Origin of the sequence: Streptomyces sp. NBC_01016 (genome assembly GCF_026341035.1) — a bacterium.
GTDB lineage: Bacteria > Actinomycetota > Actinomycetes > Streptomycetales > Streptomycetaceae > Streptomyces.
Window position 1 is genome coordinate 1,628,171 of record NZ_JAPEOQ010000002.1, and the last position, 21,924, is coordinate 1,650,094.

Annotated in this window: 18 protein-coding genes; 16 read left to right on the forward strand and 2 right to left on the reverse strand. The window is 71.2% G+C overall.

Annotation, left to right across the window (positions count from 1 at the left end):
* The first annotated feature begins 289 nt into the window (after positions 1-289).
* The gene (gene rpsD, locus OG746_RS34200; protein WP_266721773.1) at positions 290-904 is read left to right on the forward strand and encodes a 30S ribosomal protein S4; all 615 of its coding nucleotides are present in this window, start codon (positions 290-292) and stop codon (positions 902-904) included.
* A 54-nt stretch (positions 905-958) separates the two neighbouring features.
* Here rpsD and OG746_RS34205 read toward each other — a convergent pair whose 3' ends face one another.
* Positions 959-3,202, reverse strand: coding sequence for an ATP-binding protein (locus tag OG746_RS34205; protein WP_266721775.1), 2,244 nt, complete (start codon positions 3,200-3,202; stop codon positions 959-961).
* Positions 3,203-3,387: 185 nt separating this feature from the next.
* Between OG746_RS34205 and OG746_RS34210 the strand changes: the two genes are divergently transcribed.
* The 15 genes from OG746_RS34210 to OG746_RS34280 all read left to right on the forward strand — a co-directional run bounded on the left by OG746_RS34210 (position 3,388) and on the right by OG746_RS34280 (position 21,275).
* Positions 3,388-3,834 carry a DUF948 domain-containing protein gene (locus OG746_RS34210; protein WP_266721777.1) on the forward strand — a complete coding sequence of 149 codons (447 nt, stop codon included), beginning with the start codon at positions 3,388-3,390 and terminating at the stop codon, positions 3,832-3,834.
* An 8-nt stretch (positions 3,835-3,842) separates the two neighbouring features.
* Entirely contained in the window at positions 3,843-4,211 is a 369-nt protein-coding gene (locus OG746_RS34215; protein WP_266721779.1) for a DUF6167 family protein, read from the forward strand.
* The gene (gene alaS, locus OG746_RS34220; protein ID WP_266721781.1) at positions 4,211-6,883 is read left to right on the forward strand and encodes an alanine--tRNA ligase; all 2,673 of its coding nucleotides are present in this window, start codon (positions 4,211-4,213) and stop codon (positions 6,881-6,883) included. The genes OG746_RS34215 and alaS overlap by 1 nt, the downstream gene beginning before the upstream one ends.
* Positions 6,883-7,347, forward strand: a complete 465-nt coding sequence (gene ruvX / locus OG746_RS34225; RefSeq protein ID WP_266721783.1) for a Holliday junction resolvase RuvX — start codon at positions 6,883-6,885, stop codon at positions 7,345-7,347. The genes alaS and ruvX overlap by 1 nt, the downstream gene beginning before the upstream one ends.
* 143 nt (positions 7,348-7,490) lie before the next feature.
* The gene (mltG, locus tag OG746_RS34230; RefSeq protein WP_266721785.1) at positions 7,491-9,167 is read left to right on the forward strand and encodes an endolytic transglycosylase MltG; all 1,677 of its coding nucleotides are present in this window, start codon (positions 7,491-7,493) and stop codon (positions 9,165-9,167) included.
* Positions 9,148-9,981, forward strand: coding sequence for a shikimate dehydrogenase (locus OG746_RS34235; protein WP_266721787.1), 834 nt, complete (start codon positions 9,148-9,150; stop codon positions 9,979-9,981). The genes mltG and OG746_RS34235 overlap by 20 nt, the downstream gene beginning before the upstream one ends.
* Positions 9,982-10,100: 119 nt before the next feature.
* Entirely contained in the window at positions 10,101-11,285 is a 1,185-nt protein-coding gene (aroC, locus tag OG746_RS34240; protein ID WP_266721789.1) for a chorismate synthase, read from the forward strand.
* On the forward strand, positions 11,282-11,800 hold the full coding sequence (locus tag OG746_RS34245; protein WP_266721791.1) for a shikimate kinase: 519 nt from the start codon (positions 11,282-11,284) through the stop codon (positions 11,798-11,800). Before aroC ends, OG746_RS34245 begins: the two co-directional genes overlap by 4 nt.
* Entirely contained in the window at positions 11,797-12,888 is a 1,092-nt protein-coding gene (gene aroB / locus OG746_RS34250; RefSeq protein ID WP_266721793.1) for a 3-dehydroquinate synthase, read from the forward strand. Before OG746_RS34245 ends, aroB begins: the two co-directional genes overlap by 4 nt.
* Before the next feature lie 321 nt (positions 12,889-13,209).
* Positions 13,210-14,079, forward strand: a complete 870-nt coding sequence (locus tag OG746_RS34255; RefSeq protein WP_266721795.1) for a Pro-rich N-terminal domain-containing protein — start codon at positions 13,210-13,212, stop codon at positions 14,077-14,079.
* Between the two features lie 1,991 nt (positions 14,080-16,070).
* Positions 16,071-17,189 (forward strand): aminopeptidase P family protein, encoded by a 1,119-nt coding sequence (locus OG746_RS34260; RefSeq protein WP_266721797.1) that lies wholly within the window; start codon positions 16,071-16,073, stop codon positions 17,187-17,189.
* Between the two features lie 61 nt (positions 17,190-17,250).
* Complete coding sequence (gene efp / locus OG746_RS34265) at positions 17,251-17,817, forward strand: elongation factor P (RefSeq protein WP_266721799.1); 567 nt, start codon at positions 17,251-17,253, stop codon at positions 17,815-17,817.
* A gap of 2 nt (positions 17,818-17,819) precedes the next feature.
* Positions 17,820-18,254: a transcription antitermination factor NusB gene (gene nusB / locus OG746_RS34270; RefSeq protein WP_266721800.1), complete on the forward strand. Its 435-nt coding sequence runs from the start codon at positions 17,820-17,822 to the stop codon at positions 18,252-18,254.
* Between the two features lie 106 nt (positions 18,255-18,360).
* The gene (locus tag OG746_RS34275; RefSeq protein WP_266721801.1) at positions 18,361-19,836 is read left to right on the forward strand and encodes an MFS transporter; all 1,476 of its coding nucleotides are present in this window, start codon (positions 18,361-18,363) and stop codon (positions 19,834-19,836) included.
* The gene (locus tag OG746_RS34280; RefSeq protein WP_266721803.1) at positions 19,833-21,275 is read left to right on the forward strand and encodes a pyridoxal phosphate-dependent decarboxylase family protein; all 1,443 of its coding nucleotides are present in this window, start codon (positions 19,833-19,835) and stop codon (positions 21,273-21,275) included. The genes OG746_RS34275 and OG746_RS34280 overlap by 4 nt, the downstream gene beginning before the upstream one ends.
* A gap of 136 nt (positions 21,276-21,411) precedes the next feature.
* On the opposite strand, the gene bldD is transcribed toward OG746_RS34280, so the two are convergent.
* Positions 21,412-21,912, reverse strand: coding sequence for a transcriptional regulator BldD (gene bldD / locus OG746_RS34285; RefSeq protein ID WP_266721805.1), 501 nt, complete (start codon positions 21,910-21,912; stop codon positions 21,412-21,414).
* Between the last annotated feature and the right edge of the window lie 12 nt (positions 21,913-21,924).

Below are 21,924 nucleotides of genomic sequence, written 5' to 3' on the forward strand. Positions count from 1 at the left end.
GGGACATCAAGCCGGATCCCCCGAACCGTGTGTTCTCCGCACGGCACAGGAGATCCAGGAGCGTCGCGCACCGTCGAAGGTGTCGCGGGCAGCCCACCACCAGCCCGGCCCGCAAGGGCCCGGGGCCCGGTCGGTGGGCCACTCGCGTGCTGCACGTATGTGCCCAGACCTGGGAGCGGCTGCCCTGCCGTCCGCAAGGACAGCGGTGGGGTTTCCCGGGCTGCGGATTGCGACCTCCCCGAACCCTGGTGAAGCCGTATTCGCATCAGAAACACGAGGTGTTTGGTTCATGCCGAACCAGTCCCGCCCCAAGGTCAAGAAGTCGCGTGCCCTCGGCATTGCGCTGACCCCGAAGGCCGTCAAGTACTTCGAGGCCCGCCCCTACCCGCCGGGCGAGCACGGCCGCGGCCGCAAGCAGAACTCGGACTACAAGGTCCGTCTGCTCGAGAAGCAGCGTCTGCGCGCCCAGTACGACCTGAGCGAGAAGCAGATGGCCCGCGCCTACGACCGCGCGAAGAAGGCCGAAGGCAAGACCGGCGAGGCCCTGGTCATCGAGCTCGAGCGTCGTCTCGACGCCCTGGTTCTCCGTTCGGGCATCGCCCGCACGATCTACCAGGCCCGTCAGATGGTCGGCCACGGCCACATCGAGGTCAACGGTGGCAAGGTCGACAAGCCGTCGTTCCGTGTCCGTCCCGACGACGTCGTGATGGTCCGCGAGCGCAGCCGCAACAAGCCGCTGTTCCAGGTCGCGCGTGAGGGTGGCTTCGCCCCCGACGGCGAGACCCCGCGTTACCTCCAGGTGAACCTGAAGGCTCTGGCCTTCCGCCTGGACCGTGACCCGAACCGCAAGGAGATCCCCGTGATCTGCGACGAGCAGCTCGTCGTCGAGTACTACGCCCGCTGATCTCCCTCACCGGAGTCTCCCTCACGGGAGTGCGGACGTAGTCTCACCTGCGTTTCATCCCGCCGTCTCGCCACCCTTCCAGGTGTGCGAGGCGGCGGGTTCGCGTTTCTCCCGGGCCGGTTCCGCGGGGCGGGCCGGATGCGGGACCGTCGCGGCCGGGCGGTGCCACCGACCGCGGCTCAGTGCGCGTGCCACCGCCTCGTCGTGCTCCAACTGCTCGCCCGAGCACGCAAGTTCGGCGAACCGGGCGTCGTCGAGCGCCTGCCGTGCCTGCGTCTCGCACCGCTTGTGCGGCGTGCTGTAGTGGGCCGAGCCGAACAGTGGCAGCCCCACGGAGGTCCACATCCGGGCGGCCGCCCCCTGCAGCACCGCAGCCTCGGCGGCGTCCCCCTCCTCGACCGTGATCAGGGCGAGCAGTTCCATCGACAGCACCGTGCCCAGCAGATCGTGGAACTCGTGGTGGATGGCCAGGCACTCGTCGAGCAGCCGGCGCGCCTGCGCGTAACGACCCTCCGTCCACTGCGCGTACGCCAGCACATAGAGCGCGTACGCGAGGGTCCAGCGCTCCCCGTGGTCCTCGGACACCTGTCGTACGTCCGTGCACAGCGCCACGGCCTCCGCCAGGTCGCCCTGGAAGGCGAGCGCCATCGCCAGCTCGACCTGGCCCATCAGCACGTTGCTGTTGAGCTCGCCGATCTCCCGGTAACTGGACAGCGCGGTGCGCAGCAGGTCCTCGGCGCGCGGCAGGTCGTCGGTGACCAGGGCCAGGCACCCGGTGCGGTGCACCGCGTACGCGAGCGCCGTGGCGTCGCCGGCCCGCTCCGCCTCCTCGCGGCACTCCTGCAGCGCGGCGAGCGCGGGCACCGTGTCGCCCTGCAGGATCGCGACGTAGCTGAGCACCCACAGCGCCTTGAGGCGCGAGGCCCCGTACTCCAAGCCCTCGTCGACGAGCCCGGGGCAGACGTCGCCGTCGTCGAACTCGACGTCAAGGCCGACGCTGCGGTCCAGCCAGTGCCGCCCCTCGGAGAGCCGCCCGCAGCCCGCCCAGTAGAACCAGAGCGTGCCCGCCAGGTACTGGCCCAGATGCGTCTCGCCCGGTTCGGTCAGGCAGTGTTCGAGGGCCGCCCGCAGATTCGGCAGCTCCGCCTCGATCCGGGACGCCACCTCGCCCTGCCGCGGCGAGAACCAGTCCAGCTCGCACCAGGTGGCCAGGCCCATGTACCAGTCGCGGTGCCTGCGCCGCATCCGCCGGCCGTCGTCCAGGTTGTCCAGCCACTCGGCCCCGTACGCGCGCACCGTGTCGAGCATCCGGTAGCGCACCTCGCCCCGAGCCTCCTCGCGGACGACCACGGACTGCGCGAGCAGCTCGTCGAGGACGTCGACGACGTCGTCCGCGGGCAGGCTCTCGCCACCGCACACGTACTCCGCCGCCTCCAGGTCGAACGAGCCGGAGAACACCGACAGGCGCGCCCACAGCAACCGCTCCTGCGGCGTGCACAGTTCATGGCTCCAGCCGATCGTGGTGCGCAGCGTCTGGTGGCGCGGCAGCGCGTTCCTGCCGCCACCGCGCAACAGCCGGAACCGGTCGTCGAGCCGCTCCATCAGCTGCGGCGGCGACAGCACCCGCAGCCGCCCGGCCGCGAGCTCCACCGCGAGCGGCAGACAGTCGAGGCGGCGACACACCTCCAGCACGTCTACCAGCGTCCGCCCGTCCAGCTGGAACCCGGGCAGCAGCGCCGTGGCCCGGTCCGCGAACAGCTCCGCCGCGTCGGCCGGCGTCAGCGGCGCCAGCGCGAACACCTGCTCCCCGTCGACGGTGAGCGGTCTGCGGCCCACCGCGATCACCCGGAGACCCGGCGCCGCGCGCAGCAGGTCCCGTATGAGGGAGGCGCACGCCTCGACGAGGTGTTCGAAGCCGTCGAGCACGAGGACGAGCCGGCGCTCGGCGAGGTGGTCCACCAGCACCTGGCGCGGCGCGCGGGTGGTGTGGTCGGTGAGGCCGAGGGCCTCGGCGAGCGTGTACTCGACGAGCTCCGGCAGCCGCACGGTCGCCAGCTCCACCCGCCACACCCCGTCGGGACACAGGGAGCGCGGGACCCGGGCGGCGGCGTGGGCGGCGAAGCGGGACTTGCCGACACCACCGACTCCGGTGACCGTGACCAGGCGGCCCGACTCCAGCGCCGCCGTCAGCGCCGTGAGTTCGGCGCCGCGGCCGACGAAACGATTGAGTTCGTGGGGGAGGTTGCCGGGTTGTGGGGGACCGGCGGGGACATCTGTGGGGCGCGAAGTGCGTCGCATGGGGCACAGAGCGTACTCAGGCGTGCGCGGTCCGTACAATCGCTGTCCCGAATGTCCACCGCTCCGGACGCGAATGCGGTACGGACCGCGCGGTCGGGCGCGATAGGCTCGGGGGACGACTTTTTGATGTTCAGAAGCTGTGCGTTCGTACAGAGCTTTCGTACCGAGCTAGGGAGCGGTGCCAAGTGTCCGGTGGAGAGGTTGCCGGGATTCTGGTGGCTGTCTTCTGGGCGATCCTGGTCTCCTTCCTCGCGGTGGCGCTCGTGAGGCTGGCCCAGACGCTCAGGGCGACCACGAAGCTGGTCGCGGACGTGACCGAACAGGCCGTCCCGCTGCTCGCCGACGCCTCCGCCGCGGTGCGCTCCGCGCAGACCCAGATCGACCGTGTCGACTCGATCGCCTCGGACGTCCAGGAAGTCACGTCGAACGCGTCGGCGCTCTCCTCCACCGTGGCCTCCACCTTCGGCGGCCCGCTGGTCAAGGTGGCCGCGTTCGGCTACGGAGTGCGCCGGGCCATCGGTGGCCGCGCCAAGGACGCGCCCGCCAAGGAGTCGCGCCGTACCGTGATCGTGGGGCGCCCGCTCCCCGAGGCGCGGCGCGCCAAGCGGGCCAACCGGAACAAGAGGGACTGACCGAAGACATGTTCCGCCGTACGTTCTGGTTCACCGCGGGCGCAGCCGCCGGCGTATGGGCCACCACGAAGGTCAACCGCAAGCTCAAGCAGCTGACGCCGGAGTCGCTCGCGGCCCAGGCCGCCAACAAGGCGGTCGAGGCGGGCCACAAGCTCAAGGACTTCGCTCTCGACGTCCGCGACAACATGGCCGAACGCGAGGCCGAACTGGGCGACGCCCTCGGCATCAACGAGGCGCCGGATCCCGAACCGCTGCCGCAGAGCCGCTTCGCGGTCATCCAGAACACCTTCGCCACGAAGCAGACCAAGCAACTCAAGCAACCCAAGTACCTCGAGAACACGCGGTACTCGATCAACAATCGGAATGAGGACCACTGATGGAGTCGGCTGAAATCCGTCGCCGCTGGCTGAGCTTCTTCGAGGAGCGTGGCCACAAGGTCGTGCCCTCGGCGTCGCTCATCGCGGACGACCCGACTCTGCTGCTCGTCCCCGCAGGCATGGTCCCGTTCAAGCCCTACTTCCTGGGTGAGGTCAAGCCGCCCGCGCCGCGCGCCACTTCCGTCCAGAAGTGCGTGCGCACGCCGGACATCGAAGAGGTCGGCAAGACCACGCGGCACGGCACGTTCTTCCAGATGTGCGGCAACTTCTCCTTCGGCGACTACTTCAAGGAAGGCGCCATCAAGTACGCCTGGGAGCTGCTCACCAGCTCCGTGGCGGACGGTGGCTACGGTCTGGAGCCCGAGAAGCTCTGGGTCACCGTCTACCTCGACGACGACGAGGCCGAGCGCATCTGGCACGAGGTCGTCGGCGTACCCAAGGAGCGCATCCAGCGCCTGGGGAAGGCGGACAACTACTGGTCCATGGGCGTCCCGGGCCCCTGCGGCCCGTGTTCCGAGATCAACTACGACCGCGGCCCCGAGTTCGGCGAAGAGGGCGGCCCGGCCGTCAACGACGAGCGCTACGTGGAGATCTGGAACCTGGTCTTCATGCAGTACGAGCGCGGCCCGGGCACCGGCAAGGACGACTTCGAGATCCTCGGCGACCTGCCGTCGCAGAACATCGACACGGGTCTCGGTCTCGAGCGCCTCGCGATGATCCTGCAGGGCGTACAGAACATGTACGAGACGGACACCCTGCGCGTCGTCATCGACAAGGCCACCGAGCTGACCGGCGTCGCCTACGGCAGCAAGCACGAGTCGGACGTCTCGCTGCGCGTCGTCGCCGACCACATGCGTACGTCGACGATGCTCATCGGCGACGGCGTCACGCCCGGCAACGAGGGCCGCGGCTATGTGCTGCGCCGCATCATGCGCCGCGCCATCCGCAACATGCGCCTCATGGGCGCCACGGGCCCGGTCGTGCAGGAGCTGCTCGACGTCGTGATCGACACGATGGGCCAGCAGTACCCGGAGCTGATCACCGACCGCAAGCGCATCGAGCAGGTCGCGCTCGCCGAGGAGGCCGCGTTCCTCAAGGCCCTCAAGGGCGGCACGAACATCCTGGACACCGCCGTCACCGAGACGAAGGCCGCCGGCAAGTCGGTCCTCGCCGGCGACAAGGCGTTCCTGCTCCACGACACGTGGGGCTTCCCCATCGACCTCACCCTGGAGATGGCCGCCGAGCAGGGCCTCTCCGTGGACGAGGACGGCTTCCGCCGCCTGATGAAGGAGCAGCGGGAGCGCGCCAAGGCGGACGCTCAGGCCAAGAAGACCGGGCACGTCAACGTCGGTGCGTACCGCGAGATCGCCGACGCCGCCGGTGCCACCGACTTCATCGGTTACTCGGCCACGCAGGGCGAGTCGACGGTCGTCGGCCTGTTGGTCAACGGCGTCTCGTCGCCGGCCGCCACCGAGGGCGACGAGGTGGAGGTCGTACTCGACCGCACCCCGTTCTACGCCGAGGGCGGTGGCCAGATCGGCGACACCGGCCGCATCAAGCTGGACAACGGCGCGGTGATCGAGGTCCGCGACTGCCAGAAGCCGGTTCCCGGCGTGTACGTCCACAAGGGCGTCGTGCAGGTCGGCGAGGTGACCGTCGGCGCCTCGGCCCAGGCGATCATCGACGTGACCCGCCGCCGCGCCATCGCCCGCGCCCACTCCGCCACGCACCTCACGCACCAGGCGCTGCGCGACGCGCTCGGCCCGACGGCTGCGCAGGCCGGCTCCGAGAACCAGCCGGGCCGCTTCCGCTTCGACTTCGGTTCGCCGTCGGCCGTGCCCACGGCCGTGATGACGGACGTCGAACAGAAGATCAACGAGGTGCTCGCCCACGAGCTCGACGTGCAGGCCGAGGTCATGTCGATCGACGAGGCCAAGAAGCAGGGCGCCATCGCCGAGTTCGGCGAGAAGTACGGCGAGCGGGTGCGCGTGGTCACCATCGGCGACTTCTCCAAGGAGCTGTGCGGCGGCACGCACGTGCACAACACCGCCCAGCTCGGCCTGGTGAAGCTGCTCGGCGAGTCCTCCATCGGCTCCGGCGTGCGCCGCATCGAGGCCCTCGTCGGCGTCGACGCGTACAACTTCCTCGCCAAGGAGCACACGGTCGTCGCCCAGCTCCAGGAGCTGATCAAGGGCCGCTCCGAGGAGCTGCCCGACAAGGTCTCCGCCATGCTCGGCAAGCTCAAGGACGCCGAGAAGGAGATCGAGAAGTTCCGCGCGGAGAAGGTCCTCCAGGCTGCCGCCGGTCTCGCCGAGAGCGCCAAGGACGTCCGCGGCGTCGCCGTCGTCACCGGCCAGGTCCCGGACGGCACGTCCGCCGACGACCTGCGCAAGCTGGTGCTCGATGTTCGAGGCCGCATCCAGGGTGGCCGCCCCGCGGTCGTCGCCCTCTTCACCACGGCCAACGGCAAGCCGCTCACGGTCATCGCGACCAACGACGCCGCCCGTGACCGCGGTCTCAAGGCCGGCGACCTGGTCCGTACGGCCGCCAAGACCCTCGGCGGCGGTGGCGGCGGCAAGCCGGACGTCGCGCAGGGCGGCGGCCAGAACCCGGCCGCGATCGGCGACGCCATCGACGCCGTCGAGCGCCTCGTCGCGGAGACCGCGAACTGATGCGCCGAGGCCGCCGTCTGGCGATCGACGTCGGGGACGCCCGGATCGGGGTCGCGTCCTGCGACCCCGACGGGATCCTCGCGACTCCGGTGGAGACCGTGCCGGGACGCGACGTCCCGGCCGCCCACCGGCGGTTGAAGGCCATCGTCGAGGAGTACGAGCCGATCGAGATCGTCGTCGGACTCCCTCGCTCCCTCAAGGGGGGCGAGGGCCCGGCGGCCGCCAAGGTCCGCGGCTTCGCCCAGGAACTCGCCCGAGGCGTGGCACCCGTTCCGGTGAGACTTCTCGACGAGAGGATGACCACAGTGACGGCCAGTCAGGGACTGCGCGCCAGCGGTGTTAAGTCCAAAAAGGGCCGCTCTGTCATCGACCAGGCGGCCGCCGTCATCATCCTCCAGCAGGCCCTGGAGTCCGAACGGGCGTCAGGAACCGCTCCCGGCGAGGGCGTCGAAGTGGTTGTCTGATCGCGATACGGTAACGTTCCGCGCGACCGGCGGTGTTCGAATAGCCGCCGCACAGCATCAAGAGGCGGAACGGTTGCCCTTCCTGATCGGGGCCTTCCTGATCGGACAGCGGCTCATCCTGCCTCGCGGCTTGTAGGGGACCGATGACTGAGTATGGCCGGGGCCAAGGCTCCGAACCGTGGCATCCCGCGGACCCGCTGTACGGGGACCAGGGATGGGGGCAGCAGGCCGGGCACGGCCAGGCTGCCTACGGAGGCCAAGGGCAGTACGACCCGCAGCAGGCCTACGGCGGTGACTGGGACACCGGTCAGCAGGGTTACGGCTACGGGCAGGACCCCGGTTACGGCCAGAATCCCGGCTACGGGCAGGACCCGGGCCACGGCCAGGACCCCGGCTACGGCCAGCAGTCGTACGGCGGACAGCAGGGCCAGAACGGTGGCTGGGACTGGGACACCGGCTCGCAGGGGCAGCCGCCCTACGGCGTCGACCCCGCTGACCCGTACGGCACCGGTCAGCACGCCGCGTACAACGGCGAGGAGCCGGACTACTACAACACCCCCGGCGCCTACCCGCCGCCGGAGCCGCCCGGCCACCGCCGCCCGCAGCAGGACCCGGGGACCGGCTGGGACGCCGGCCCCGACCAGGGCGAGGAAGCGTTCTTCAACGGCGGTGGCGACGACGAGGACGACTACGACGAGGGTCGCGGCGGGCGCCGGGGCCGCGGCGGCAAGAAGCCGAAGAAGCGGCGCAGCGGCTGCGCGTGCCTGGTCCTCACGGCGATCTTCGCGGCCGGTGTCGGCGGCGTCGGCTACTTCGGTTACCAGTTCTACCAGGATCGTTTCGGCGCGGCGCCGGACTACGCGGGCGACGGGAACGGCAAGCAGGTCACCGTCGTCATCCCGAAGGGCTCCGGCGGCTACACCATCGGGCAGAAGCTGAAGGACGCAGGCGTCGTGCAGAGCGTCGACGCGTTCGTCGCCGCCCAGTCGGCGGACCCGAAGGGCAAGTCGATCCAGGACGGCGCGTACGTCATGGAGAAGCAGATGTCCTCGTCGAGCGCCGTCGACCTGCTGCTCAGCCCCAAGAGCCACGCCAACCTGACCATCCCCGAGGGCTGGCGCAACGCCAAGGTCTACGAGCTGATCGACAAGAAGCTCAAGGTCTCCAAGGGCACCACGGCCAAGGTCGCGAAGAAGGACTACAAGGACCTCGGCCTGCCCGACTGGGCGCTGGACCACAGCGGCGTGAAGGACCCGCTGGAGGGCTTCCTCTACCCGTCGAGCTATGCGGCCGCCAAGGGCATGGAGCCCGAAGAGGTCCTGAAGGACATGGTGGCGCGGGCCAACGACAAGTACGAGCGGCTCGACCTCGAGGGCGAGGCCAAGAAGCTCCACCTGGACAGCCCGTGGCAGGTGCTCACCGTCGCGAGCCTCGTGCAGGCCGAGGGCAAGACGCACGACGACTTCCGCAAGATGTCCGAGGTCGTCTACAACCGCCTCAAGACGTCGAACACGGAGACCAACCAGCTCCTGCAGTTCGACTCGACCTTCAATTACCTCAAGGGTCAGAGCAACATCAACATCGGCGAGTCCGAGATCAACAGCAACAAGGACCCGTACAACACCTACACGCGCAAGGGCCTCCCGCCCGGCCCGATCGGCAACCCCGGCGATGTGGCCCTCGCCGCGACGCTCAACCCGACGGACGACGGCTGGATCTACTTCGTGGCCACGGACGGCATGCACAAGACCGAGTTCGCGAAGACCGGCGCCGAGTTCGAGAAGCTGAAGGACAAGTTCAATGCCAGCCAGGTCAACTGACGTGCGCAGGGCGGCAGTTCTGGGCTCGCCCATCGCCCACTCCCTCTCGCCGCAGCTGCACAACGCGGCGTACGCGGAGCTGGGTCTGGACGAGTGGAGGTACGACCGGTTCGAGACCGACGAGGCGGCGCTGCGCGGCTTCCTCGCCGGACTCGGGCCCGAGTGGGCCGGGCTCTCGCTGACGATGCCGCTGAAGCGGGCGGTGATCCCGCTGCTCGACGAGGTCACCGAGACCGCGCGCTCCGTGGAGGCCGTGAACACGGTCGTCCTCAAGGAGGACGGCCGCAAGATCGGCGACAACACCGACATCCCGGGGCTGATCGCGGCGCTGCACGAGCGCGGCGTGGAGAAGGTCGAGTCGGCGGCGATCCTCGGCGCGGGCGCCACCGCGTCCTCCGCGCTCGCCGCGCTCTCCCGGATCTGCACCGGCGAGGTCGTCACCTACGTACGCAGTGAGCAGCGCGCTGACGAGATGCGCGGCTGGGGCGAACGCCTCGGGGTGCGGGTGCGCACGGCCGACTGGGCCGACGCGGCCGCGGCCTTCGAGGCCCCACTGGTGATCGCCACGACGCCGAAGGGCGGCACGGACCACCTGGTCGAGGCGGTGCCCGGAAACGTCGGCACGCTCTTCGACGTCGTCTACGATCCGTGGCCCACGCCGCTGGCGGCCGCCTGGGAGCGGCGCGGCGGCCCGATTCTCAGCGGGCTCGACCTGCTCGTGCACCAGGCGGTCTTCCAGTTCGAGCAGTTCACCGGGGACACCCGCCCGGTGCTCGCCGCCATGCGCGCGGCGGGCGTGAAGGCGCTCGGCTGACCCCTCGGCGTGTGGCTCGCGTCTCATGTGGCGTCCGCACCCCGGACACCGGAAACGTCGGGCTCTGCGGGCATGGGAGGATCGTTCCCATACACAGAGCGCGAGCATGAGGAGCACCGTTGAGCAGGTTGCGCTGGCTGACCGCGGGGGAGTCGCACGGCCCCGCACTCGTCGCGACGCTGGAGGGACTTCCCGCCGGCGTTCCGATCACCACGGAGATGGTGGCGGACCACCTGGCACGGCGGCGCCTCGGCTATGGCCGCGGCGCGCGGATGAAATTCGAGCGCGACGAGGTCACCTTCCTCGGCGGCGTCCGGCACGGACTCACCCTCGGCTCCCCGATCGCGATCATGGTCGGCAACACCGAGTGGCCCAAGTGGGACAAGGTCATGTCCGGTGACCCGGTCGACCCGGAGATCCTCAAGGACATGGCGCGCAACGCGCCGCTGACCCGTCCGCGCCCCGGCCACGCCGACCTCGCGGGCATGCAGAAGTACGGCTTCGACGAGGCCCGCCCGATCCTGGAGCGCGCCTCGGCCCGCGAGACGGCCGCCCGGGTCGCGCTCGGCGCGGTCGCCCGGTCGTACCTCAAGGAGACGGCCGGCATCGAGATCGTCAGCCACGTCGTCGAGCTGTGCTCGGTGAAGGCCCCGCAGGGCGTCTACCCGACCCCGGCCGACGTCGAGAAGCTGGACGCCGACCCGCTGCGCTGCCTGGACGCCGACGCGTCGAAGCAGATGGTGGCCGAGGTCGACCAGGCCCACAAGGACGGCGACACGCTCGGCGGCGTCGTCGAGGTCCTCGCCTACGACGTGCCGGTGGGCCTCGGCTCGCACGTGCACTGGGACCGCAAGCTCGACGCCCGCCTGGCCGGTGCGCTCATGGGCATCCAGGCCATCAAGGGCGTCGAGATCGGTGACGGCTTCGAGCTGGCGCGCGTGCCCGGTTCGCAGGCGCACGACGAGATCGTCAAGACGGACGACGGCATCCGCCGCGTCTCCGGCCACGCGGGCGGCACCGAGGGCGGCCTCACCACCGGTGAGCTGCTGCGGGTGCGCGCCGCGATGAAGCCGATCGCGACCGTGCCGCGCGCCCTCAAGACCGTCGACGTCGCCACCGGTGAGGCCACGCAGGCCCACCACCAGCGCTCCGACGTCTCCGCCGTGCCGGCCGCCGGCATCGTCGCCGAGGCGATGGTCGCGCTCGTCCTCGCGGACGCGGTCGCCGAGAAGTTCGGCGGCGACAGCGTGCCGGAGACCCGGCGCAACGTCACCTCGTACCTCGACAACCTCCAGATCCGTTGAGCGGCCCGCAGGTCGTCCTCGTCGGACCGATGGGGGTCGGCAAGTCGACGGTGGGCGCGCTGCTCGCCGAGCGGCTCGGCTGCGCCTACCGGGACACCGACGACGACATCGTCACCGCACAGGGCCGCGCCATCGCGGAGATCTTCGTCGATGAGGGCGAGGCGCACTTCCGAGGCCTTGAGAAGGCCTCCGTTGCGGCCGCGCTCGCCGACCACGAGGGCGTGCTCTCGCTCGGCGGCGGCGCGATCCTCGACGCCGACACCCGCGCGCTGCTCGCCGCCCACCCGACCGTCGTCTATCTCTCGATGGACGTCGAGGAGGCGGCCAAGCGCACCGGTCTGAACGCGGCCAGGCCGCTGCTCGCCATCAACCCCCGCAAGCAGTGGCGGGAGTTGATGGAGGCGCGCCGGCATCTGTACACCGAGGTCGCCCAGGTGGTCGTGGCCACCGACGGCCGCACCCCCGAAGAGGTCGCCGAAGCGGTCCTCGACGCACTGGAGTTGAAGCAGGCATGAGCGAGGAAGTGACCCGTATCCACGTCGGCGGCACCGCCGGCACGGACCCGTACGAGGTCCTGGTGGGGCGTCAACTCCTGGGTGAACTGGGCTCGTTGATCGGCGACAAGGTCAAGCGTGTCGCCATCGTGCACCCGGAGGCGCTCGCCGAGACCGGCGAGGCGCTCCGCGACGACCTGGCCGACCAGGGCTTCGAGGCCGTCGCCATCCAGGTGCCGAACGCCGAGGAGGCGAAGACCGCCGAGGTCGCCGCGTACTGCTGGAAGGCCCTCGGGCAGTCCAACTTCACGCGCTCCGACGTCGTCGTCGGCGTCGGCGGCGGCGCGACCACGGACCTCGCCGGTTTCGTGGCCGCGACCTGGCTGCGCGGCGTGCGCTGGATCGCCATCCCGACGACCGTGCTCGCCATGGTGGACGCGGCGGTCGGCGGCAAGACCGGCATCAACACCGCCGAGGGCAAGAACCTGGTGGGGTCCTTCCACCCGCCGGCCGGAGTCCTGTGCGACCTGGCCGCCCTCGACTCCCTCCCGGTGCACGACTTCGTGTCCGGCCTCGCCGAGGTCATCAAGGCCGGCTTCATCGCCGACGAGAAGATCCTCGAACTCATCGAGGAGGACCCGGAGTCGGCCCGTACGCCCACGGGCAAGCACACCGCCGAGCTGATCGAGCGCGCCATCAGGGTCAAGGCCGAGGTCGTCTCCTCCGACCTCAAGGAGTCGGGCCTCCGCGAGATCCTCAACTACGGGCACACGCTCGCGCACGCCATCGAGAAGAACGAGCGCTACAAGTGGCGGCACGGCGCGGCCGTCTCCGTCGGCATGCTCTTCGCCGCCGAACTCGGCCGCCTGGCAGGCCGGTTGGACGACGCGACGGCCGACCGCCACCGCACGGTCCTGGAGTCGGTGGGTCTCCCGCTGACCTACCGCTACGACCAGTGGCCCAAGCTCCTCGAAACGATGAAGGTCGACAAGAAGTCCCGCGGGGACCTGCTGCGCTTCATCGTCCTCGACGGCCTCGGCAGGCCCACCGTCCTGGAGGGGCCCGACCCCGCCGTGCTGCTCGCCGCGTACGGCGAAGTGGCGGAATAGGGCGGTCCGTTCGCGTTCGGGCACGTCATGACCTCCCCGGCCGTTCACACAACGGCGGCCGGGGACGGTACCGTTCAGTAGCGCCCCGTTCGCCGGCGCCCTAGGGTCTGTCCGGCGGGTCAGGTCGCTTCCGGGTGGCCGTCATCGATCGGTGCCGGTGAGCGGGGGCTGGTGTGTGCAGCTGCAAGGCGGACGATTGAGGCATCGCGGAGCGATGGTGATTGAGGACAACGCCGCAGATGTGCGTGCCAGGGCCCGCAACCGCGACATGATCCGCCGGATAGACCCTAGTGACCGTCGTACGAGATGGAGTGGCACCGGATGCAGCAAGCAGGGGGGTCTCCGCTGCCGCCGCCCCACCGGCCGGAGCACAGGCCGGCCGGCCCCTTGCCGCAGGCGAGTCACGCCCCGCAGCCGCCCGGTGTGCCGGGCTTCAGCGGAGCGCCGCCGCACCACCCGCCCGCCCAACCGCCGCACATCCAGGCGCCGCAGGCCCCTGCCCCGCCACCGCCGCAGGCCGCGCATCCGCCGCAGCAGCCGCCGCGTGAGACCACCGGCCATGTGCAGCTCCCGACCGGCGCCCCCGTCGCGGTGCCGAGTCCGCCGCCCGCGCAGGCGCCCGCCGACGCGACCTCGACCACGCTCGCCGTGCTGCTCATCGGTCCCGCGGGTGCGGGCAAGACGAGTGTCGCGAAGTACTGGGCGGAGAGCCGTCGGGTCCCGACGGCCCACATCAGCCTCGACGACGTACGGGAATGGGTTCGCTCGGGCTTCGCGGACCCGCAGAGCGGCTGGAACGACAACAGCGAGGCCCAGTACCGGTTGGCCCGCCGCACCTGTGGTTTCGCCGCGCGCAACTTTTTGGCGAATGGAATCTCCTGCATCCTCGACGATGCGGTGTTCCCGGACCGGCCGGTGGTCGGGCTCGGCGGCTGGAAGCGGCACGTGGGGCCTGGGCTGCTGCCCGTCGTCCTCCTGCCCGGCCTGGAGATCGTCCTGGAGCGCAACTCCCGGCGCAGCGGCAACCGGCGTCTCACCGACGAGGAGGTGGCCCGGATCCACGGGCGGATGGCGGGCTGGTACGGCTCGGGCCTCCCGATCATCGACAACTCCCAGCTGGACGTCCCCGGCACGGCGCAGGTCCTGGACGACGTCCTGGCCCGCGCCATCACGAGCCCACCGAAGTGGTGACGGTGGGGTAGGCGTAGGCCTGGCGGCGGGGCGGGTGGGGTCGGCGGGCCGACGGGGCCTTCGAGGTTGGCTGGGGCGGGGCTGCCTACGGGGTCGGCGGGCTTGATACCGGTGGGCTCTGCTGGGGCGGGGCGGGGTATGCGGTGCCCGCGTACCGGTTCCCTCCGGCCGATGCGGGCCTGCGGCGTCCCGTGCGGGTTCCTTCCGCCCGACGTGGCTTTGCGGCGCCCGCGTGCGGGTTCCCTCCGGCTGACGAGGGCCTGCGGTGTCCCGTGCGGGTTCCCTCCGGCTGACGAGGGCCTGCGGTGTCCCGTGCCGGTTCCTCCGCCCATCTCCCACCCGCCCGCCCCCTCCGGGGGCGTCGGTCCGACGGGGTGTTGCCCGTGGCGTGGGCCGTCCTGTCGCCGACCGGGTTCTCTGCCTGTTGCGGTCGATCGGCTCACGCCGCGGGGCTCTGCCCCGGACCCCGCTGCTCAAGCGCCGCAGGGGCTTTATTTGCCCAGCTCGACCGTGACGGTGCGGAGCGCGGCTCCCGCCGCGAACAAGCGGCCGTCGCCTTGGGCAGCCCGGCGTCGACCACGGCTCCTGCTTGTGGCGGTCGGCCGCAACTGCCTGGGGCGATCTGTGGCCACCACGGTTCCCCACCCGTGGCGGTCGGCCGCAACCGCCTCGCGCAATCTGCGGCCATCACGGCTCCCAACTCGTGGCGTGCGACCGCAACCGCTTCGTGCGAACTGCCGCCACCACGTCTCCTGTCCCTGGCGGTCGACGCCGTCCTGCCTCGTGCAATCCGCCGCCATCCACGGCTCCCGCTCATGGCGGTCGACGCTGACCCGCCTTGTGCAATCCACCACCAGCCACGACTTCCCACCCATGGCGGTCGGCCGCAGCTGCCTTGGGCAATCTGCCGCCACTACGGCTCCCACCCACGGCGGTCGGCCGCAACTGCCTTGGGTGATCTGTGGCCACCACGACTCCCCACCCGTGGCGGTGGGCCGCCCCCGACTTGGGCAATCTGCCGCCTTGGGCGGCAGGGTGGGCAAGGCGGCGCACGGTGCCGCGCAACGAACACGGAAGGCCCGGCCCCGGCACAGGTCGCCGACCTCGGCGCAGCGGGCCAGGCCCCGGGGCGGGCCGGAGCCCCCGGAGGGGGCGGGTGGTGGGAGATGAGCGGGCACTGGCGCAGCCGGGGGTGGTGTGGTGCCGTGCACCGGCCCAGTGGTGTGCCGTTCCCGGCGAAGCTCCGTTCCTCGGCGCTGCGCACGCATCACGGCGGGCGCCACCCCTGAGAGAGCCGGCCCCGGGGAGGCCCGCTCCTGTCAGATGCGGGCCCCGGCGCAGCGGGCCAGGCCCCGGGTGGGCCGAAGACGCCGGTGGGAGCGGGTAGGAGAGGGACGACCGGGCGTTGGCGCAGCCGGGGGTGGTGTGGCGCCGCGCACCGGTCCAGTGGTGCGTCGGCACCGGTGGAGCTCCACCCTCGGCGCTGCGCACGCGTCACGACGGGCGCCAAGCCTGAGGGAGCCCGGGCCCAAGCCCCGTATACCTGTCACGATCCGGGCCCCGGCACCGCGGGCCGGCCCCCGGGCGAGCCGAAGCCCCCGGAGGGGGCGGGTGGGAGGGAGATGAGCGGGGATCGGCGCAGCCAGGGGTTGTGCGGCGCCCTGCAATGAGCGCGGCAGACGTTGCCCCGGTAAGGCGCCCCCCGGCGCCGTGCCCCCATCAGGTAAGCGTGGCCCCGGGCAAGGCTCCAACCCCCGGCGCCGCGCCCCCATCAGGCAAGCGCGGATCCCGGCAAGGCCCCAACCCCCGGTGCCCCGCACTCATCAGGCGGGCCCCGCCCCCGGATGACGCTGCCACCAACCCCGCCACAGCTCACCCCGGCGGCCTCGCGCACCAAACCCCCGGCACGAGCCCACCCGCCCCACCCCCGGAGGGACCCGTCCGGACGCGCTTGGACGGCCGTCACCCGTGCCCGCTCGTACGCTCGCGTCATGGCAGAGGTGCACGCGGCCCGACGGGACCGGCTCAGAGAGCGCGCTACGGCGGGCGGCAGCGCGGCCGCCCTCGTCTCGCGCCCCGCCAACGTCCGCTACCTGGCTGGAACGGCACCGCACGGCGCCGTCCTCCTGCTGGGCCGGGACCTCGGCGGCGGTGACGACCTCCTGCTGTGCGCGCGAGCGCCCAGCGAGGAACCCGCCGACGGCCGGCTCGACGAAGCGCTGCGGGTACAGGTCCTGGACGTACCCGCGGGGGACCCGGCCGTCGCCGCCGCGGACGTGGCCGCGGCCCGCGGGGCCGACTCGCTCGCCGTCGAGGAGCACCACCTGACGGTGGCCCGGCACCGTGCGGTCGGCTCCGTGGCACCCCGGCTCCGTCTGCTGGACCTCAACAGCGGGGTCGAGCAGCTCCGCCTCGTCAAGGACGAGGAGGAGATCTCCTGTCTGCGGATAGCGGCAGAGATCGCCGACCAGGCGCTCGGTGAGCTGCTCGAGTCCATCCTCGTCGGCCGAACGGAGCGGCACCTCTCCCTCGAACTGGAACGTCGACTTGTCGACCACGGCGCCGACGGTGCCGCCTTCCCCACCTCCGTGGGCACGGGCCCGAACTCGGGGCGCGTGGCCCACCGGCCCACCGACCGCCGGGTCGAGGAGGGTGATTTCCTCTCCGTGTGCCTGGGCGCGACGTACCGCGGCTACCGCTGCGAGATCGGCCGTACGTTCGTCATCGGAACCTCGCCCGCGGACTGGCAGATCGAGCTGTACGACCTCGTCTTCGCCGCCCAGCGGGCCGCCCGGGAGAGCCTGGCGCCGGGCGTCGAGTGCCGCGAAGTGGACCGGGCCGCCCGTCACGTCCTGGACGCGGCAGGGTATGGTGACGGGCTCGCGCCGCTGACCGGACACGGTGTGGGACTCGAAATCGACGAGGACCCGCAGTTGGCCCCCGCAGCCATGGGTAAACTGGACACTTGTGTGCCGGTCACCGTCGAGCCGGGGGTCCACCTCCCGGGTCGGGGCGGCGTCCGGATCGATGACACGCTCGTCGTCCGCCCCGAGGCGGACGGCGGACCCGAGCTACTCACCATCACGACCAAGGAGCTGCTCGCGCTCTAGCCCGCAAAGGCTGCTCGCGTGCCCCTGGGTCGTCCACGTCAGTCCAGGAGATTCCGCAACCGTGGCTTCCACGAACGACCTCAAGAACGGCCTGGTGCTCAAGCTCGACGGGGGCCAGCTCTGGTCCGTCGTCGAGTTCCAGCACGTCAAGCCCGGCAAGGGCCCTGCCTTCGTGCGCACCAAGCTCAAGAACGTGCTCTCCGGCAAGGTCGTCGACAAGACGTTCAACGCCGGCGTCAAGGTCGACACGGCCACCATTGACAAGCGCGACATGCAGTTCTCGTACATGGACGGCGACTACTTCGTCTTCATGGACATGCAGACGTACGACCAGCTGCACGTCGACCGCAAGGCCGTCGGTGACGCCGCCAACTTCCTGATCGAGGGCTTCGAGGCCACGGTCGCCCAGCACGAGGGCGAGGTGCTCTTCGTCGAGCTGCCGGCCGCCGTCGAGCTGGTCATCAAGGAGACCGAGCCGGGCGTCCAGGGCGACCGCTCCACCGGCGGCACCAAGCCCGCCATCCTGGAGACCGGCCACCAGATCAACGTGCCGCTCTTCGTCACCACGGGTGAGAAGATCAAGGTCGACACCCGCTCCAGCGACTACCTCGGCCGGGTGAACAGCTAACCGTGGCTGCCCGTAATACGGCCCGCAAGCGCGCCTTTCAGATCCTCTTCGAGGCAGACCAGCGCGGCGCCGACGTCCTGACGGTTCTCGCGGACTGGATCCGGCACTCCCGCAGTGACACGCGGCAGCCCCCGGTCAGCGAGTACACGATGGAGCTGGTCGAGGGGTACGCCAAGCAGGCGTCCCGGATCGACGAGCTCATCTCGCAGTACTCCGTCGGGTGGACCCTTGACCGGATGCCGGTCGTCGACCGCAACATCGTGCGGCTCGGCGCCTATGAGCTGGTCTGGGTCGACGGGACCCCGGACGCCGTGGTGATCGACGAGGCCGTTCAGCTGGCCAAGGAGTTCTCCACCGACGAGTCACCGGCGTTCATCAACGGACTGTTGGGTCGCTTCAAGGACCTGAAGTCGTCCCTGCGTCGCGACGAGGCCTGAGCCCCGCCGCCGAGCGCAGCACCGTTCCGCGGGCCCGGAGCAGAACATGAACAATGTTCTGCTCCGGGCCTGGTGCGTTTCCGGGGATCTTCACTAAGTTCTGGTCATGTCACCGACAGGCCTCCCCGCGCGCGTGCGCATCGGCTACGGGCTCGGCTCCCTCGCCACCGGAACCTTCGGCACGGTCCCGGGCCTGTTGCTGCTGTACTACCTGACCGACGTGCTCGGCGTCGGAGCGGGACTGGCCGGGCTGCTCGTCTTCCTGCCCAAGGTCTGGGACGTGCTGTTCAACCCGTGGGTCGGCGGTCGCTCCGACCGCAGCACCCGCTCGCGCCTCGGCCCGCGCCGCTCCTGGATGCTGCTCGGCGCGCTCACCCTGCCGGTCTGCTTCGCGGGCATGTTTGCTGCCCCCGCCGGCCTCGAAGGCGGACCCGCCGCCGCGTACGTGGCCGTCCTGTTCCTGCTCAGCGCCTCCGCGTACGCCTGCTTCCAGGTCCCGTACGTCGCGCTGCCCGCGGAACTCACGGGTGATCCGGACGAGCGGGCCCGGGTCATGGCCTGGCGGGTCGCCTTCCTCGCCGTGGCCATCCTGCTGTCCGGCTCCCTCGCCCCGATCCTCGCGGGCGCCACCGGCGACGACCGGGGGAGCGCGGGCGGGTACCGGCTGATGGGTGTGGTGATCGGCGGGCTGCTCGCCGTGGGCATGCTGGCCGCCGTGCTCGCCACGGCGGGAGCGCCCAGCGTTATACGTAATACGCGGGACGTCATACGTACAACGCGTGACGCCACACCAGCACCGGCGGACGTCATACGTACAACCAGCGAGTCGAGTCTGCGCGCGCAGCTGCGCGCCGCCCGGGGCAATGCGCCCTTCGGCTGGCTGTTCGGCGCGTACGTCGTGCAGGCCGCCGCGTCCGGCCTGATGCTCGTCGGCACCCAGTACTTCGCGACGTACATCCTCGGCCGGCCGAGCGCCACCACCGTGCTGTTCGCCTGCCTCATCGTGCCGTCGCTCCTCGCGATGCCCCTGTGGCTGGCCATGGGCCGCCGAACGGGCAAGCGGAACGCGGCAGTCGGGGCTTCCGTCTGCTTCCTGCTGGGGGCGCTCGGCGCCGCCGCGGGACGTGAACTGCCGACGACGCTGGTCTACGTGGCCGTGGCCGTGGCGGGCGTCGGGTATGCGGGCATGCAGATGCTGCCGCTCGCGATGCTCGGCGACGCGATCGCCGCGGACGCCTACACCAGCGGGCGGCGCAGGGCCGGAGTCTTCACCGGCCTGTGGACCGCCGGTGAGACACTCGGACTCGCCCTGGGCCCCGGCCTGTTCGGGCTCGTCCTCGCGCTGGGCGGGTTCGTCTCGTCCGATGCCACTGACCGCGTCGCGCAGCCCGGCTCGGCGCTGACCGCGATCGTCATCGGCTTCGGCGCACTGCCCGCCCTGCTGCTCGCGCTGAGCCTTCCGCTGCTGGCCAGGTACCGCCTCACCGAGTCCGAACTGATCCGCCTGCGCGCCGACTTCGACGAGTCCTTCGCGCCCGGCGAGCACCCAGAGCCCACCCAGCGAGACGAGGAGTCCGCATGACGACCGACGACCCGATCCTGGCGCGGCTGACCGCACTGCGCGCGGGCGACCTGCCGGTACACGGCGGGCGCACCATGGCGTACGTCTACGACTCCGGGCTCGAGGGCCTCGACGAACTCGCGAACGCCGCGCAGGCCGCCTTCGCCGGGGTCAACGGGCTCGACATGACGGCGTTCCCGAGCGTCGTGGAGCTGGAGAACGACCTGGTGCGGCGCGGCACCGCGCTGCTCGGCGGGAGCGCGGGCACGTTCACCAGCGGCGGCACCGAGAGCTGCCTGCTCGCCGTCCTGACCGCGCGTCAGTACGCCCGCAAGGAGCGCGGGGTGACCGAGCCCGAACTCGTGCTGCCGGAGACGGCGCACGCCGCCTTCCACAAGGCCGCCGAGCTCTTCGGCCTGCGCGTGGTGAGCGTCCCCGTCGACCCGGACACCTTCAAGGTGCGCCCGGCCGACATGGCCGCGGCGATCTCCGACCGCACCGCCCTGGTCGTCGTCTCCGCTCCCTCGTACGCGCACGGGGTCATCGACCCGGTCGTCGAGGTGGCGCGGGAGGCGGAGCGGCGCGGGGTGCTGTGCCACGTCGACGCGTGCATCGGCGGGTGGTACCTGGGGCATCTGCGGCACGCCGCGCGACAGGGGCAGGACGTACCGGACGTCCCGGAGTTCGACCTGTCCGTCCCCGGCGTGACGTCGCTCTCCGTCGACCTGCACAAATACGCGTACACGGCGAAGGGCGCCTCGCTGCTCCTGTTCCGCGACGCGGGGCTGCGCCGGCACGGCTGGTTCGCGCACGCCGCCTGGCCCGGCTACCCCGTGGTCAACTCCACGCTCCAGGGCACCAAGTCGGCCGGGCCCCTCGCGGCGGCCTGGGCGGTGACGGAGCGCGTCGGCGCCGAAGGTTACGCGGTGCTGTCGACGCGCGTACACCGGACGACCCGCGCGCTCGCTGACGGTGTCGAACGGATCGGCGGTCTGCGGCTCGCCGCGCGGCCCGAGGCCTCCCTGATCGCCGTGGCCTCCGACGACCCGGACATCGATGTCTTCGTGGTGGCGGACGAGCTGCGGGGGAGCGGCTGGTATCTGCAGCCGCAGCCGGCGTTCGGGGCCTCGCCGGCCACGCTGCATCTGACGGTGACCGCGGCGGTCGCGCAACAGGAGACGGCGCGGATGTTGCTTGCCGAGCTGGAGAAAGCGGTGGAACGGGCCCGTGAGCTGGGGCCCGTTCGGGTGGATCCCGAGGTCGTCGAGGCCGCGGCCACGCTGGATCCGGACGCGCTGACCTCGGAGGAGGTCGAGATCGCGCTCGCGCTCGCCGGGGTGGGCGAGGGCGGCAGGCTGCCGGAGCGGATGGCGCCCGTGCTCGCGGTGCTCCAGGAGCTCCCGCCGCGACTGAGCGCGCGCCTGCTGCCCGAGGTGATCGGGCGGCTCTTCCGGACCTGAGGGACTGAGGGAACGCACCGGGGCTCGGAAACACCGGAGGGAACGCACTGGGCAGGCCCCGGAAACGCCTGAGGGGGCGGAGCCCAATCGCTCCGCCCCCTCAGGGCTGTGACGTTTCTGCGGCGCGTGGCCGGAATCAGACGTCGTCGTGCGCCACCGCGCGACGCGCGTCCGCGTCGAGCACGCCCCAGCTGATCAGCTGCTCGGTCAGGACCGAGGGCGACTGGTCGTAGATGACGGCGAGGGTGCGCAGGTCGTCCTGGCGGATCGACAGCACCTTGCCGTTGTAGTCACCGCGCTGCGACTGGATCGTGGCGGCGTAACGCTGCAGCGGGCCCGCCTTCTCCGGCGGCACGTGGGCCAGACGCTCCAGGTCGAGGCGCAGCTTCGGCGGCGGCTCGGCGGCGCCACCCGGGGTGGTGCCCGGCAACAGTTCCTGCACCGGCACGCCGTAGAAGTCCGCCAGTTCGGCGAGACGCTGCACGGTCACGGCACGGTCGCCGCGCTCGTACGACCCCACCACGACCGCCTTCCAGCGTCCCTGGGACTTCTCCTCGACACCGTGGAGGGAAAGGCCCTGCTGGGTACGGATCGCGCGGAGCTTCGCCCCGAGCTGTTTGGCGTATTCGCTGGACATATAGCTCCCCGG

Bases quoted from the DNA above. Each gene is read 5' to 3' on its own strand.
- bldD (WP_266721805.1), bottom strand. From the start codon at position 21,912: ATGTCCAGCGAATACGCCAAACAGCTCGGGGCGAAGCTCCGCGCGATC.
- OG746_RS34235 (WP_266721787.1), top strand. From the start codon at position 9,148: ATGCCAGCCAGGTCAACTGACGTGCGCAGGGCGGCAGTTCTGGGCTCG.
- rpsD (WP_266721773.1), top strand. From the start codon at position 290: ATGCCGAACCAGTCCCGCCCCAAGGTCAAGAAGTCGCGTGCCCTCGGC.
- OG746_RS34205 (WP_266721775.1), bottom strand. From the start codon at position 3,202: ATGCGACGCACTTCGCGCCCCACAGATGTCCCCGCCGGTCCCCCACAA.
- OG746_RS34260 (WP_266721797.1), top strand. From the start codon at position 16,071: ATGGCAGAGGTGCACGCGGCCCGACGGGACCGGCTCAGAGAGCGCGCT.
- alaS (WP_266721781.1), top strand. From the start codon at position 4,211: ATGGAGTCGGCTGAAATCCGTCGCCGCTGGCTGAGCTTCTTCGAGGAG.
- mltG (WP_266721785.1), top strand. From the start codon at position 7,491: ATGACTGAGTATGGCCGGGGCCAAGGCTCCGAACCGTGGCATCCCGCG.
- OG746_RS34215 (WP_266721779.1), top strand. From the start codon at position 3,843: ATGTTCCGCCGTACGTTCTGGTTCACCGCGGGCGCAGCCGCCGGCGTA.
- OG746_RS34255 (WP_266721795.1), top strand. From the start codon at position 13,210: ATGCAGCAAGCAGGGGGGTCTCCGCTGCCGCCGCCCCACCGGCCGGAG.
- ruvX (WP_266721783.1), top strand. From the start codon at position 6,883: ATGCGCCGAGGCCGCCGTCTGGCGATCGACGTCGGGGACGCCCGGATC.
- OG746_RS34280 (WP_266721803.1), top strand. From the start codon at position 19,833: ATGACGACCGACGACCCGATCCTGGCGCGGCTGACCGCACTGCGCGCG.
- aroB (WP_266721793.1), top strand. From the start codon at position 11,797: ATGAGCGAGGAAGTGACCCGTATCCACGTCGGCGGCACCGCCGGCACG.
- OG746_RS34275 (WP_266721801.1), top strand. From the start codon at position 18,361: ATGTCACCGACAGGCCTCCCCGCGCGCGTGCGCATCGGCTACGGGCTC.